We start from the raw sequence: 15263 nt of genomic DNA on the forward strand, positions 1-15263 counted from the left end.
GAAGAGTGTGTTGTTAGATTAGTCGGTATATTTTAAGAAAATTAATCAATTCAAGGGTGTCGGCTAAGCCTAGCTTTCGTAACATGTTTTGGCGATGTTTATTCACAGTATTGACACTGATAAACAAATCTTGGGCAATATGCTCGCTGAGCCGGCCTTGCCCTAAAAGTTTGGCAATTTCGAGTTCTCTTTTGGTTAGTAAAGGCAATTTTTGACAAGTACTGAGATTATTATCAATTTCTAATAAAATATCAGTATTTCCTCCAGAAAGAAGTAGGTGTTGCTTTCCGTCTTTCTTGAAATGGGTAATATCCGAGATATAAGCTAACGTATAGATAGCCTGTTTTTCTTCATTGACTTTCAAAATAAGGTTTTCTTGGCATATCCTTGTGGTAGCCCCATTTTTCCGTTCAATTCTATAATCATAAATAGCCCGAAACGACCTTAACTGTTGGTTCTCTAGGGAGAGTAAATAACTGTTGATTTTTTTTGAAATCTCGATAAGTCCTAATTTATCTTGAGGTAAAAATTGATTGACGAAGCCTTCCATTCCAACTTTGTATAGATAGTCGGCAGACCAGCCACATACTTTGTCAACATCGCCTAGAATTAGGGCGTATTGTAAGGTAGTGGTGTCTATGACAGCCATTGCAATACCCTGCATCAATAAAGTATCATGTAAAAGTGGGTTATCTTTTGTCAACGTCTCAAGCATCTTTTTGTCACTGCTCAAATCTTCCGATTTCCATATCTGTTTGAAAACCTTGAAGTCGAAAGTATTCGTAAAGACGTTACTCATAACAATAATCTTAGTGAATGATAACTAATCGAAAAAGCAATAATCTATTTAATCCTCTTGTAACAAATACAAGGCTATTGTTTTGTCATGATAGCCTTGTATTTATGATGAGTGTAATACAATATTAATTTGGTTTTGGAGCTTTATAATTTAAAGGTCTCCATGTATTATTTTTTGAATTAAAATCGGGTAAAACATGGTCTGGGTCGATAGTAACAGACTTTAGTGGTAAGGTTGTTGAGCTTTTGAAAGTCCATGTACCACCTCTTTGCCAAATTTCTACAGGAAGAGTAACTCTTTCCTTTGTTCCACCAACCATTTCTAGGTCTATTGTAGCTGGTAGGGCCATTTTTTCAAGGTTTTCGATAGTAATAATAGCACCATTCTTAGGGTCTTGTTCTATGTACTGAACATCCTTTACGGCTTGGTCAAGCTTCCATGTTTCATAAAACCAACTTCGCCAAAACCAAGAAAGGTCTTCGCCAGCAGCATCTTCGATTGTTTTGAAAAAGTCATAAGGAGTTGGGTGCTTAAAAGCCCAGCGTTTGATATATTCACGGAACGCATAATCAAATCGCTCTTCACCCAAAATTTGCTCACGCAATAATTTTAGTCCAATCGCAGGTTTGTAATAAGCCTCATATCCTAATCCACTAGCCTGAATAACATCTGGAATATTCATTATAGGCTCGGCGGTATCACGGAATAACTGTTTGGCCAATTGGTGCATATCAATTTTATTACTTTTGTATTCGCCATTGTTAAAATTATCGGTCGAATAGAAGTTGATAAAAGTATTAAAACCTTCGTCCATCCAAGCAAATTTTCTTTCATTAGAACCTACAATCATAGGAAACCAGTTATGACCAAACTCATGGTCAGTTACACCCCAAAGGCTTTCGGTACGGCTAGTACTGCCACAAAAAACTATGCCAGGATATTCCATACCACTAATAGAACCCGCTACGTTGGTGGCTACTGGATAGGTATACTCATAGAGCCATTTTGAGTAATACTCTAAACAACCTTTAACATATTCGGTCGAGCGTCCCCAACCTTTTTCTCCACCAGCCTCGGCAGGATAGGCCGACATAGCTAAGGATTTTTTGCCACTTGGTAAATTAATTTTGGCCGCATCTATAACAAATGCTTTTGACGAAGCAAAGGCCACATCACGAGCCATATTACAACGGAATCTCCATGTGATTTTGCCTTCTGTTTTTGGGCGAGAATTACCTTCTGTGATTTCATCTTTACTTCTGATGATGACAGTTTTGTCGCTATTAGAAGCTTGAGCCAAGCGTTTTGACTGCTCGGCTGTCCAGCATTCGTTAGGGTTGATAAGCTCGCCAGAGCCCACAACAATATGCGAAGCTGGCACTGTAACGGCATACTCAAAGTTGCCGTATTCTAAATAAAACTCGCCTGCTCCTAAATATGGCAACACATTCCAGCCTTCAATATCGTCGTAAACGGCCATACGAGGATACCACTGGGCAATCTCGTAAATTGTACCTTGTTGAGCTTCGTGCATACCAACACGATCTGATCCATATTTAGGTATTTTGAAAGCATAGGCTATCTTAATTTTGGCAATACCTGTTTTCTCGTTAACAGGTGTTGTCAGTTTGAGCTGCAAACGAGTATCTGTAACTAAATGCTCAACGGTTTTGCCATCTACCGTTACCGATTTAATTTCATAACCGCCATTGAAACTGGTGTTACCAAATCGTCCGCCTGTAATGTTAGTAGTAGCGGCTCCTCGTGACTGTGTATTAAACTGGTTTTGGTCGAGTTGCAGCCATAGGAAATTAAGCTTGTCGGGCGAATTATTTTTGTAGGTAATTTCTACTTCGCCTTCTATGGTATTTTTTTCATCGTCGAGCGACACATTGATTTTGTAATCTGCTTGGTTTTGCCAATAGTTTGCCCCAGGCGAGCCAGTACCACTACGGGTTGGTGTTGTGAGTGAATAATTGAACAGAGGGTTGAATAGGTCGTACTGACTGTAATTAGATTTTTGTTGGGCCAATAGAGTATCCGACCCTAAGAGTAGGAGCGATGCGGCAAGTAATTTTTTCATTTTGAACGAGTTTATATTTTCAAAAAGTTTTAGTGCCAATAAGACACAAACTAGGTTTTATAGCATGCAAGATATTCAAATATTATGAAAAAGCCTTATTTGAAAAGGCATAATGCTGGCGTGTTGGTATTGGTAGCGAAGTTTTATATTTGTATTTTAAATAGCATAAATTATGACGCAAGCATCAAGAAAAATAAGACCGCAAGAGCGAGAATTGATTGAATACCTTTTGAAACAAATAGGTTTTACAACCGACGATTATCCTATCAATGAGGATGTGGTAGAATATGAAGGAGGCAAAATGGGCAGTATCAGTATGGGCGAAGACCCCAATTTGTACGATGGCGACCTGATTCAGGTGGAGTATATCGATACCGATGAAACACCTGTTGTTATTACCCTTACCAAAGATGTTAATAATAAACTATTGGATTTAGATTTTTGGAAGGTAGATTTTTCAAAACTATTGGTGTATCCTACTCCCGATAAAGTAGTAAGAAATGAAGCTGTGTAATACCCATATCGAATTACAAAGGGGTTGTTTGAATACCAGTAAGTTGAGGAGATTTTAAAAGGAAACTAGAAAATCCTGATTTAGGGTAATTTTAAATAGCTTTTATATCAGTAAATATATTTCGGCTATGATTATATACAGCATTTTCGTTGTAAAACGTTGTATATAATCATAGCCTTTGATTAGTAATTATATTGCCAATGCCTCGAATAAAATCTCTACGGCATGTTGAGCTGTTCGGCCCGTACCGTCGTGAATCTGATGGCGACAGCTTGTGCCTGAGGCTGCTATAATAACCTCTTCGGGCTGCTGACGAATCGTCGGGAATAATACCAATTCGCCTACCTGATTAGATAGCTCGAAATGCTCCTTTTCGTAGCCAAAAGAACCCGCCATGCCACAACAGCCACTCGGAATTAATTGTACCTCATAATTGGCAGGTAATGATAAGGCTTTTTTGGCTGGTACTAAACTCGACAATGATTTTTGTTGGCAGTGTCCATGTAATTTTATCAAACGCTTTTCTTGAGTAAACACATTGCTAGCAATACGTTTGGCATCAATTTCTTTGGCCAAGAATTCCTCCACCATCAAAGTGTTTTTTGCCAATGATTTTGCCGACTCAACCAAGTTGTCATCCACTAAATCAGGATATTCGTCACGGAAAGTCAAAATAGCTGAAGGCTCAATGCCAACCAAAGGCGTTTGTTCGGTAATAATATCTTTTAGCATCGTTACGTTTTTGTTGGCCAAAGCCTTAGCGTCATCTAGCAACCCTTTTGATAACTGCGGACGACCCGACTCTACGTGTTTTGGTATAACTACTTCATAGCCTAATTTTTCTAATAACAATACAGCCTTTTTGCCAATTTCTACATCATTGTAATTAGTAAACTCATCGGCAAATAGATATACTTTTTTGCTGAGACCTGTTGTTTTTGAACGCTTTTTATTCCAGTTTAAAAACGTTTCTTTTGCCAGTAAAGGCATAGTACGTTCGGGGTGAAAGCCAACAAGATTATTAGCGATTTTACGTAGGGCAGGCGTTTCAAACACCAAATTATAAGCCCAAGGTACATAAGAAGCTAGTTGAGAAAGTTTTGAGAAATTCCCGACCAACTTACTTCTAAGGGGTACACCATTTTCTTTGTAGTATTGGTGTAAAAATTCCATTTTTAGTTTGGCAACATCTACGTTCGATGGGCAGTCTGATTTACAACCTTTACAGGCCAAGCACAAATCCATCACTTCTTTGATTTCTTCATGATTAAAGCGGTTGGCTTTGTCTGAATTGGTCAAAAACTCACGTAAAATGTTGGCTCTTGCCCGAGTAGTTTCTTTCTCGTTGCGAGTAGCCATATAAGAAGGACACATAGTACCACCCGATAAATGTGTTTTACGGCAATCGCCCGAACCGTTACATTGTTCGGCATGTTGCAGAATATCTTGGTCGTGAAAACGGAAAGTAGTTTTGAACTCAGGTGTAGTTTGTCCAGGCGTATAGCGTAGGAACGTATCCATAGGAGGTGTATCAACCACCTTATTGGGGTTAAATATATTCTGAGGGTCCCAAGCTTTTTTAAGCTCTTTCATCAATTGATAGTTGTGTTCGCCAACCATCTGTCTAATAAATTCGCCTCGCAAGCGGCCATCGCCATGCTCGCCCGACAACGAACCTTTGTATTTTTTTACCAAAGTAGCAATTTCTTCAGCAATTAAGCGGAATTGTTTATTGCCTTCTACCGTTTTGAGGTTGATAATAGGGCGGAGGTGTAACTCGCCCGACCCTGCGTGAGCATAATGCACACAGTACATATTGTTGGCCGACAAAATTTCGTTGAATTCTCGAATAAATTCAGGTAAGTCATTCACATCAACGGCTGTGTCTTCAATTACTGCCACAGCTTTTTCATCACCGGGGAGGTTGGATAACAAGCCTAGTCCTGCTTTTCTTAAGTCCCATACCTTTTTGGTATCGGCAGCACCATATACTACAGGAAAATGATAGCCCAAGCCAGCTGCACGCATTTCTGCTTCCATTGCTGCGGCAAGTTTTTCAATTTCCGAAATCGCATTACTACGAAGCTCGACCACCAAAATAGCCCCAGGGTCGCCCTGTACAAAGAATCTGTTTTGGCGGTGTTCTGGATTGGCTTTGGTACATTCCAGAATATAGTGATCCATCAATTCAGATGCCGAAGGCTTATATTTCAACGCAATAAGATTAGCTTTCAACGATTCATCTACCGAGTTGAAATGGGCACAAACCAACCCTATTTCTTTAGGAGGCATATCGTTGACATGCAGTTTGATTTCGGTAATAAAGCAAAGCGTACCTTCCGAGCCTGCAATCAACTCACACATATTGAAGGGCTTACCATTGGGTGTAAATGGCTCACAATTGAGCAACATATCCAAGGCATAACCTGTATTTCGTCGTTCGATAGTAGGTTTAGGAAACTCTTCCCTTATTTCATCCTGATTTTTAGGATTCGATAAAATATCATTTGTTTTTAAATAAATCTTGTCGAGAAGCGTAGCTGACCCGTTTTTTTGTTGGGCTGAGCTTACTATATGTTGAAAAGAAGCTAAGTCTGTAGCCTTAAAAACGGTTTCGGAGCCATCAGCCAAAATAGCTTTTATTTCTAAAAGGTGGTCGCGAGTAGAGCCATATACCACAGAGTTTGAGCCACATGAGTTATTGCCTACCATACCGCCAATCATAGCACGGTTGGCTGTTGAAGTTTCAGGCCCAAAGAAGAGGCCATATTTTTTCAGCTCCATATTAAGTACATCACGTACTACTCCTGGTTGTACACGTACCCAATGTTCGTCTTTATTTACTTCTAATATTTGAGTAAAGTTTTTTGAAACATCCACCACAATACCATTCCCAACTACTTGTCCTGCCAAGGATGTTCCAGCAGTACGAGGAATAATGGACGTACCATTTTCGGCGGCAAACGCTATCAGTTTTTTGATATCATCAATTGATTTTGGAATGGCCACAGCAGTAGGCATTTCACGATAGGCCGACGCATCGGTAGCATACAAAGTACGCATTACAGTATCATAATGAAAATCACCTTCTAGTATTGAGGCAAGTTGTGCGAGGAGCTGTTTACTTACTTTTTGACTCATTTTGGATAAGGGATTAATGCACAAATACCCAAGAAAGTATCTATGATTAAGACAAATTGGGACTAATTATGAAAGAGTTTTTGGTTACTGATGACAAATTATAGAAGAAGAAATTGGCGAAAATATGTTTTTGAGTTGATTATAACTTCAATCGCAAGGTCAAATTCTATAGGGTTAAGTATGTTTTGCCAAAGCCAACTAGTTGTATTTGACAAAGATATTTTAAGCCTTAATGGAGTACTTCATTCTATAATTTGGTGGTTCAAAGATACAAATTAAAGAGATAAGTATTTTTAGCAACAGACCGAATATTGTGTAAATGTTCAATAAAAAAGAAAGAGTTTTTCTAAAATAGTGCAAGGGGGGGGATTTCAGGGGTGAAGCATCTTGTTGAAAAGGAAGATAAAGCAAAAGGAAGAGAGATTATACTCATTATAACTAATAAGTTATTATACAAATTATCACCAAAAGGCATAGTATAGCCATGACAGAATACTAATGAAGAATAGTGGTAATTAGGGGTTATTTCTACAGTAGTATGGATATAAACTTTGCATAAGATTGCAAAACATAAGTTTTAATATGGCAATATATTGCATATTGTAAAATTTTGATAAGACTCAAAGAAGCCCAAAGTAAAAGCTTGATTGTAAAACAAAAATGATAAAACAGGACAATATATTTGTGATTTTCAAATTGGACTTTTTTTAGAATCATGTCTCAAATTTTGTGTTTAAGGTAATTAGGGGTATTAATAAATGAATTTATGACTACTCATAGATGTATTTATTTAATCATTTTCTTTATAGGAAAAGTACAACAAGTACTTATTGTTCACGAGAGTCTAAATTTAACATTTTTTAACAAAAACTACCCATACGCAAATTTTTACAAACTTTTGCAAAAGAGTACTACCCTGTGCTAAGTTGAGGAGGTATAGTTTTAGTGCAATTTTAGAGAAAAGTTGCAGGATGTTAGAATAAAATTTTTTCAAAAAAAAATTGAATTATAGAAACTTTCTCGCCTATTTTGTCAAGTGGAATCATAGCAATTTTATACTTTTTGGCAAGAAAGTCCCAAACACTTACAACCGCTAATTCATAAAACGACGAGTGTTTAGTCTTTTTTACTCATATAAAAACTACGATTTCATTTCTCAAATTTCATTAACCATTTTTCCCAATCTTAATATTACCTATGAAAAATCATTTTTACCGATGGTTTGGTCGCCCAACGCGACAAGGTGCAGTATCAAAGGGGCTTTTGAAGTTCGCAATGATAGCTGTAGCAATGCTTGTGTCTGTAGGGGTGTATGCTCAGGACAAAAATGTTACTGGAAAAGTAACTGATAGCGGTGATGGCTCAGGCTTACCGGGTGTAACAGTACAAGTAAAAGGAACAAACAAAGGTACTCAAACTGATGCTACTGGTTCTTACAAAATTGCTGTTCCGGGTGGAAGCACTTTGGTATTTTCGTTTGTAGGCTATGCAAAACAAGAGGTTTCAGTAGGCAATCGTTCTGAAATCAACGTAGGTCTAGCTTCAGAAACTAAGGCATTAGATGAAGTTGTTGTAATTGGTTATGGTACTGTAAAGAAGAAAGATGCTACTGGTGCTGTAAATGCAATTGGTACAAAAGACTTCAACAAAGGTATTGTTTCGTCTCCTGAACAATTGATGCAAGGTCGTGTTCCAGGGGTACAAATTACACAATCAAGTGGTGAACCTGGTGGTGGTATCAACGTGCGTATTCGTGGTACATCTTCAGTATATGGTGGTAATAACCCATTATTTGTTGTAGATGGTGTTCCTTTGAGTGGTGATAATACTTCTGGTGATGGTGATGCAAGTGGTGTTGGTCGTCAAGCAGCAAAAAACCCATTAAGTTTTATGAACCCTGATGATATTGCAAGTATCGACATTTTGAAAGATGCTTCTGCAACAGCTATTTACGGTTCGCGTGGTGCTAATGGTGTTGTTTTGATTACTACTAAAAAAGGAAAAACAGGTAAAGGAACATTAGATTATGGTTATTCTTTAGGTATTAGCAGTATTACAAAGAAATATGACTTGTTGTCTGCTTCTGAATTTGCAGCCGCTAACCCTACTCAAAACCAAAAAGGTTCTACAGACTGGCAAGATCAGATTTTTAGAACAGCGATTACTAACCAACACAATTTAGCTTATGGCGGTGGTGACAACTCTGGTAGTTACCGTTTCTCTTTGGGCTATATGGGCCAAGAAGGTATTATCGAGAAATCTAAGATGACTCGTTACAGTGTAGGTTTTAATGGAAACAAGAAATTTATCAATGACCGTTTAACTATTGGTACAAGTGTAAACTTGGCGAATACTGAAGATGTAGGTGTGCCTATCTCAGAAAACTCAGGTTTTACGGGTGACTTATTGGCAGGGGCTTTGAAATCAAACCCTACAATGTCTGTTTATAAAGCAGATGGTACTTATAACCAACCAGGTATTACAGAACCAAACCCTGTAGCTTTCTTGAACTTATCTAAAGATAATACGAATACCCTTCGTGCATTAGGTAACTTCAATGCTGAACTACAAATTGCAACTGGTTTGAAATTCAAAACTGTAATTGGTTTTGACCGTTCTTTCTCAACAAGAAAATCAGCTTACTCTAAAGATTTGGTGATCGAAGGTGTTAGTGGCTTGGGTCGTGCTTACGTAAGAGATATTCAAGTAAATAACCGTTTGTTTGAAAACTACTTTACTTATGATAAAGATTTCTCTAAAAACTTTACATTCAACGCATTGTTGGGTTATTCATACCAAACATTTGAAAGAGAAGGTAAAAATATCACCGCTACTAACTTCCGTGTAAGCGAATTAGATTTGATGTTGAATAACTTAGCTTCTGCTAATAGCGGTACCAAAGGTTCTTTGATTCAAAACTCATTTGCTGAAAGAGACGAATTACAATCATATTTTGGCCGTGTAAACGTATCAATCAATAGTAAGTATTTGTTGACTGGTACTCTACGTGTCGATGGTTCTTCTAAATTTGGTGGTAACAACAAATATGGTTATTTCCCTTCTTTTGCATTCAAATGGAAATTGTTTGAAGAAGCATTTGTACCAAGAGATGTATTCTCTGATTTAGCTCTTCGTGTAGGTTATGGTATTACTGGTAACCAGTCAATCCCTCACAACTTGTATGATAGAAGAGATAGATATAGCAACTGGAGTATCAACCAAGGCGGTGACAACATTGAAGGTGGTGGTTTGAATGCTGTTGCGTTTAACAACCCTGATTTGAAATGGGAAACTACTTCAGCATTGAACATCGGTTTGGACTTCGCAATCTTGAAAAACAGACTTTCTGGTAATATCGAATTCTACGAAAAACATACAAAAGATTTGTTGTTCCAAGTAGTATCTGCTCAGCCAGCTCCAACACCATTTGTTTGGAAAAACTTAGATACAGATATTCAAAACCGTGGTGTTGAATTAGGTTTGAATGCACAAGTAATTGATGGTGGTGACTTTACTTGGGAGGTGTTGTACAACATGGCATATAACAAAAACTTAGTGAAAAACTTAGTGGGTGTATATGATACAGGTGAAATTAACGGTCAAGGTCTTTCTGGTGCATTTGCTCAACGTATTGCTGAAGGTCAGCCATTGTTTGCATGGTTCTTGCGTCAATTCGGTGGTTATGATAGCAATGGAAACTCTGTTTACCCAGAAGGAGACTTCCAACAATTTATCGGAAAAAGTCCACTTCCTACTGTTACTGCAGGTTTGACAAACAACTTCAAATACAAAGGTTTTGATTTGAGTTTCTTCTTCAACGGTGTATTTGGTAGCTACCTTTACTCTAACACGGCTAACGCATTCTTTACTGCTGGTGCTTTTGCAAACGGTCGTAACGTTGTGAAAAGCGTAATTGGTAACGGTGAAGGCCCATTGAATGCTCCAGACGTATCTACTCGTTTCTTGGAAAAAGGTGACTTCGTTCGTTTGCAAAACTTAACATTAGGTTACAAAATCAAAACAGGAAGTAAAAATATCTCTAATTTAAGAGTATTTGTGACAGGCCAAAACTTGTTAACTTTCACCAACTACAGTGGTCAAGACCCAGAGGTGAACACAAACAAATCTCTTAACGGTATTCCTTCGGCTGGTATTGATTATACTGCTTACCCAAGAGCAAGAACTTGGACAGTAGGTGCTAATATTTCATTCTAATTAATGTTAATCTGAATACTTTAAAACTAATCAGTAAAGTTTCAACTTAATACTTTATTAAACCGATTGAAATAGATAGTAGGTCAATAACATTTAAAAGAAAATTCACAATGAAAAATAAACATTTTCCTAAAGTATTATTTACTAGTATAAGTTTCTTTGCTCTAACTGCTTGTACAGACTTAGTTGTTCCTGAAAAGGATTCTAGCGTACGTGCTTCTTCTGGAGATGCTACTTTTACGCCAGGAAATCCAACAGAACTATTAGCGTCTGCTTATGTTGACTTAGGTACTTATACAGACCAAGCAGGTATATATGCACTAGGAGAGCATACTTCTGCTGAAATGATTCCGCCAACTCGTGGTGTAGACTGGGGCGATAATGGTGTATGGCGTACATTGGATGCCCACACTTGGGATGCTTCTCACACGTATATTAGAGATGCTTGGAACAATTTGAACCAACGTGTATATAAAACCAACGAAATTATTGCGTCGAGCCCATCTGCATCTCAGTTAGCTCAGGCTAAATTTTTACGTGCGTTTAACATGTATCACGTAATGGATTACTTTGGTCAAGTACCATTCAGAGAAGTAACTCAAGGGGTAAATGAATTCCCTAAAATTTTGTCTCGCTCTGAAGCTTTTGATTTTATCGTGAAAGATTTGGAAGAAGCCCTTCCTGGATTAAGCGATTTGAAACCAAATGTAACGCCAGGGGTTGCTTCAAAAGCAGCTGCCAATGCTTTGTTAGCTAAATTGTATTTGAATAAAGCTGTATTCAAGTCATCTACTCCAGCAGGCCCATATACTTTTGATAAGGCCGATATGGATAAAGTGATAGCTTATGCCAATGCAGTTACTGCTTCTGGATATGCTTTAGAGTCTAGCTATTTCAAAAACTTTGCTAATGCAGGCTCTAGCGAGGTGATTTTTGTAAGTAATGAAGGTACTGCTCAAAACCGTTGGTTTATGACACTTCACTACAACCAAAACCCTTCAGGTTGGAATGGTTTTACAACTTTGGCTGATTTCTATGACAAGTTTGAAACTGGTGACCAACGTAAAGGTTCTCCTGCTTTGGGTAATGGAAAAGAATTCTCAGGTATTGGACGTGGTTTCTTGATTGGTACTCAAATTGATGATAGCGGTAAACCAATTGTTGATACAAGAACTCAAAAAGTGCTTTCTTTCACAAGAGATGTACCTTTGGCTGGTGCTGCTACTGATAAAGGTATTCGTGTAATCAAGTATCACCCATCTGATGCTGGTAAATATATCTTAACTCGTTTGGGTGAGGTAGTATTGGCAAAAGCTGAAGCTCTTTTCAGAAGTGGAAACGCTGCTAGTGCTTTGACACTTGTTAATGAACTAAGAACTGCTCGTGGTGCAAAAGCTTTGACATCGTTGACAGAACAAGCTCTTTTTGACGAAATTGGTCGTGAAACATACTGGGAAGGTGGAGCAAGAACTTACGAAATTCGTTTCGGGAAATTCTTGACTGGTACTGGTGCTGAGAAAAAAGATGCTCATTTAGTATTGTTCCCTATTCCTTCTTCGGCAATTGTTTCTAACCCTAACTTGAAACAAAACGCTGGATATTAATAGGTACACTAAATGTAGCTGTTATATTAAACAAGAATGCTCGATTTATCGAGCATTTTTGTTTAATATCCTAATATTTTCAAAAGTCCAATTGTTATGGGTGTTGTTTTGTTACTGAATTTATTCTATTAGAGCACTCTCAAAAATTAGTAATTGTAAAAGATGAAATTAAAATTTATTATAGGTGTACTGGCATTTTTTACAGTATTATCTTGTAGTTCTTCTGACGTAAGTAAAGCTAGAGTTAATAAAATTTTGGAGAAACTTAATGACCATGAGGCAAAAATTGAAGTGCTGATTGATGGTAAGGATTTTTATCCAGAAACAAGCGTGTTTCAAGGTGAACTTACCGTATTTAATTCTTTCTTTCGGGTTAGTTTGTTTGACCAATACAGAAGCAATGTCGTATTAGCCTTTGGCGGAGAGCATTGGTATAAAGAAAAACCTATTGAAAAAACAGTGTTTAAAGACAATCAAATCAATGCGAGTGTAATGATTGGCCGCATAAAAGATGAAAAAAAGAACCTTGGAGAAGGGTATTTAATGACCGAAGGACATATAAAAGTTATTTCCTTGAATAAGGAAAAAGCGGTGATTAGCTTGACAGGTAAAGTAGGATTGTATCAAATGCAAAATGAACCTACCCAATGGAATACCTTGAAGGCGTTGATTGTAATCAAGAAGCCTCTGTTTAAGATGCAAGATGTGAAAGAAACAGATTTATTTTACCAACAATAACTCTGTTGTTATTGATGATGCCATTGTAGAAGTTCCCAAAACCATTTTTATACAAAAGATTTAAACTAATGAAGTATTTAGGTGTATTCATGCTAATACTGCTGTTGTATACTACCAGTTTGGCACAAAAGAACATCGAGATTCAATCTCCCAGTACTCGAATTAAGCTAGGGCTGGCTCTCGCCTCCAATGGCAGTATTACCTACAGGGTAAGTATTAATAATATTACTATTCTCAGGCCATCTTCTTTAGGATTTAAACTGGCTAAACCTGCTGTTCTACTCAATCGCTTTGCTATTACCTCAACTGATTCGACCGAACATCTTGATACGTGGCAACCTGTTTGGGGTGAAACCCACAGTATTACCAATCACTATAAGGAAATAAAGCTCCACTTGAAGGCCGTTCCGTCCAATATCTTACTTGATATTATTTTTCGGGTATTCAACGACGGCGTAGGCTTTCGCTACGAGTTTCCAGAACAAACTAATTTCAAACATTTTATTGTAGCTGATGAGTTAACACAGTTTAATTTGAGTGCCAATAATAAAACTTTCTGGATTCCAGGCGATTACGACACCAATGAGTATCTTTATAATACTACTCTTTTTACTGGAATAAAGGCTCTGGCTGCTGCCAATAAAGAAAAAGATATTGCCGTAAAATCAATCATTGGTGACAATGCCGTACAAACTCCCTTGATGATGAAAACCCCCGAGGGTATTTACTTGAATATCCACGAGGCGGCTTTGGTGAATTATCCTGTAATGCACTTACTTGCTGATACCCCCCAATTAGGGCTTACATCGCACCTTACACCTGATGCCGTTGGCAACAAAGCGTATTTGCAAACACCTGCCAAAACGCCTTGGCGAACATTGGTTATTACTGAAAAAGCTACGGATGTGTTGGCTTCAAAAATGATTTTGAACCTTAACGAACCTTCAAAAATTGAACATACCGACTGGATTAAGCCCCAAAAGTTTATAGGAATGTGGTGGGAAATGCACGTGGGAAAAGCTACTTGGGAAAAAAGTAGTGGCAAACATGGGGCAAATACAGAAAATGTTAAAAAATACATAGATTTTGCCGCCAACAATGGCTTTGATGGCGTATTGGTAGAGGGCTGGAACGAGGGCTGGGAGGATTGGTTTGGCAATTGGAAAGAGGAGGTTTTTGATTTTGTAACACCTTATGCCGATTACAATATAGATGCCCTATTGGCTTATGCCAAAGATAAGGGGGTAAAGCTTATTATGCACCACGAAACCTCTGGTTCGGCAACCAATTACGAACGCCGAATAGACAGGGCTTTCCAATACATGAATGACAAAGGAATTAATACCGTAAAAACAGGTTATGTAGGGAAGATTATCCCAAGGGGCGAGCATCACGATAGCCAATGGATGGTAAATCATTATAATCGTGTGGCCGAAAAAGCGATAGAATATAAAATTATGCTGGAGGCTCACGAGTCTGCACGCCCAACGGGCTTGCACAGAACATATCCTAACTGGCTCGCCAATGAAGCCGCCCGTGGCAATGAATTTAACAATGCTCCTACTTTGGGGCTAACCCCTGAGCATGAAACAATACTACCTTTTACTAGGCTAATGGGTGGCCCAATGGACTATACACCGGGCTTTTTCAGAATGCAACTAAATCAATTTGAGCCTTCTCGCAAAACACGTGTTAGAACTACACTTGCCAAACAATTGGCTTTGTACGTAACCATGTATAGCCCTCTGCAAATGGCGGGCGACTTACCCGAAAACTTTAGCCGCTATCCTGATGCTTTTCAGTTTATCAAAGATGTGCCTGTAGACTGGGACGATACCAAAGTACTAGATGCCGAGCCTGGCGATTATATAGCTATTGCCCGCAAACAAAAAGGAAAAGAAAGCTGGTTTGTAGGAGCAATTACCGACGAAAATGCCCGTGAAATTACCGTCCACTTTGATTTTTTACCAAAAAATCAGCAATATCAAGCAATCATTTATCGAGATGCCGATAACGCCAATTGGGAAAGTAATCCAGAAGCCTATGTTATCCAAAAAGTTGAACTTAACAGTACGTCTGTCTTGGCATTAAAATTGGCCAAAGGTGGAGGTTGTGCTATTAGCATAGTCAAATTGTAGTTTTTCTGTAAGCATTATTTAAAATTATTAC

Annotated in this window: 8 protein-coding genes; 5 read left to right on the forward strand and 3 right to left on the reverse strand. The window is 38.1% G+C overall.

The window, feature by feature from the left end; translation table 11 throughout:
- Window positions 1-13: 13 nt before the first annotated feature.
- Both FLEMA_RS0103680 and FLEMA_RS0103685 read right to left on the reverse strand, forming a co-directional pair.
- Window positions 14-799 carry a response regulator transcription factor gene (locus FLEMA_RS0103680; RefSeq protein ID WP_044170748.1) on the reverse strand — a complete coding sequence of 262 codons (786 nt, stop codon included), beginning with the start codon at window positions 797-799 and terminating at the stop codon, window positions 14-16.
- A gap of 124 nt (window positions 800-923) precedes the next feature.
- Complete coding sequence (locus FLEMA_RS0103685; RefSeq protein WP_026994293.1) at window positions 924-2882, reverse strand: M1 family metallopeptidase; 1959 nt, start codon at window positions 2880-2882, stop codon at window positions 924-926.
- Window positions 2883-3054: 172 nt separating this feature from the next.
- Here FLEMA_RS0103685 and FLEMA_RS0103690 point away from each other — a divergent pair, with 172 nt between their 5' ends.
- A complete protein-coding gene (locus FLEMA_RS0103690; RefSeq protein ID WP_044170750.1) occupies window positions 3055-3396 on the forward strand; it encodes a DUF6984 family protein in 342 nt (113 codons plus the stop codon).
- Window positions 3397-3585: 189 nt separating this feature from the next.
- Here FLEMA_RS0103690 and FLEMA_RS0103695 read toward each other — a convergent pair whose 3' ends face one another.
- Window positions 3586-6537 carry an FAD-binding and (Fe-S)-binding domain-containing protein gene (locus tag FLEMA_RS0103695; RefSeq protein ID WP_026994295.1) on the reverse strand — a complete coding sequence of 984 codons (2952 nt, stop codon included), beginning with the start codon at window positions 6535-6537 and terminating at the stop codon, window positions 3586-3588.
- 1197 nt (window positions 6538-7734) lie between these two features.
- Between FLEMA_RS0103695 and FLEMA_RS0103700 the strand changes: the two genes are divergently transcribed.
- From FLEMA_RS0103700 to FLEMA_RS0103715, 4 genes are all read left to right on the forward strand, one after another.
- Window positions 7735-10752: a SusC/RagA family TonB-linked outer membrane protein gene (locus FLEMA_RS0103700; protein ID WP_044170752.1), complete on the forward strand. Its 3018-nt coding sequence runs from the start codon at window positions 7735-7737 to the stop codon at window positions 10750-10752.
- Window positions 10753-10862: 110 nt separating this feature from the next.
- On the forward strand, window positions 10863-12356 hold the full coding sequence (locus FLEMA_RS0103705; protein ID WP_026994297.1) for a RagB/SusD family nutrient uptake outer membrane protein: 1494 nt from the start codon (window positions 10863-10865) through the stop codon (window positions 12354-12356).
- A gap of 162 nt (window positions 12357-12518) precedes the next feature.
- Window positions 12519-13094: a hypothetical protein gene (locus FLEMA_RS0103710; protein WP_026994298.1), complete on the forward strand. Its 576-nt coding sequence runs from the start codon at window positions 12519-12521 to the stop codon at window positions 13092-13094.
- 68 nt (window positions 13095-13162) lie between these two features.
- Entirely contained in the window at window positions 13163-15232 is a 2070-nt protein-coding gene (locus FLEMA_RS0103715; RefSeq protein ID WP_026994299.1) for a glycoside hydrolase family 97 protein, read from the forward strand.
- Window positions 15233-15263 lie beyond the last annotated feature (31 nt).

It is taken from the genome of Flectobacillus major DSM 103 (assembly GCF_000427405.1).
Classification (GTDB): domain Bacteria; phylum Bacteroidota; class Bacteroidia; order Cytophagales; family Spirosomataceae; genus Flectobacillus; species Flectobacillus major.

Excerpts from the sequence above, each read along its gene's own strand:
- FLEMA_RS0103680 (WP_044170748.1), bottom strand. The coding sequence starts at position 799 with ATGAGTAACGTCTTTACGAATACTTTCGACTTCAAGGTTTTCAAACAG.
- FLEMA_RS0103685 (WP_026994293.1), bottom strand. The coding sequence starts at position 2,882 with ATGAAAAAATTACTTGCCGCATCGCTCCTACTCTTAGGGTCGGATACT.
- FLEMA_RS0103690 (WP_044170750.1), top strand. The coding sequence starts at position 3,055 with ATGACGCAAGCATCAAGAAAAATAAGACCGCAAGAGCGAGAATTGATT.
- FLEMA_RS0103695 (WP_026994295.1), bottom strand. The coding sequence starts at position 6,537 with ATGAGTCAAAAAGTAAGTAAACAGCTCCTCGCACAACTTGCCTCAATA.
- FLEMA_RS0103700 (WP_044170752.1), top strand. The coding sequence starts at position 7,735 with ATGAAAAATCATTTTTACCGATGGTTTGGTCGCCCAACGCGACAAGGT.
- FLEMA_RS0103705 (WP_026994297.1), top strand. The coding sequence starts at position 10,863 with ATGAAAAATAAACATTTTCCTAAAGTATTATTTACTAGTATAAGTTTC.
- FLEMA_RS0103710 (WP_026994298.1), top strand. The coding sequence starts at position 12,519 with ATGAAATTAAAATTTATTATAGGTGTACTGGCATTTTTTACAGTATTA.
- FLEMA_RS0103715 (WP_026994299.1), top strand. The coding sequence starts at position 13,163 with ATGAAGTATTTAGGTGTATTCATGCTAATACTGCTGTTGTATACTACC.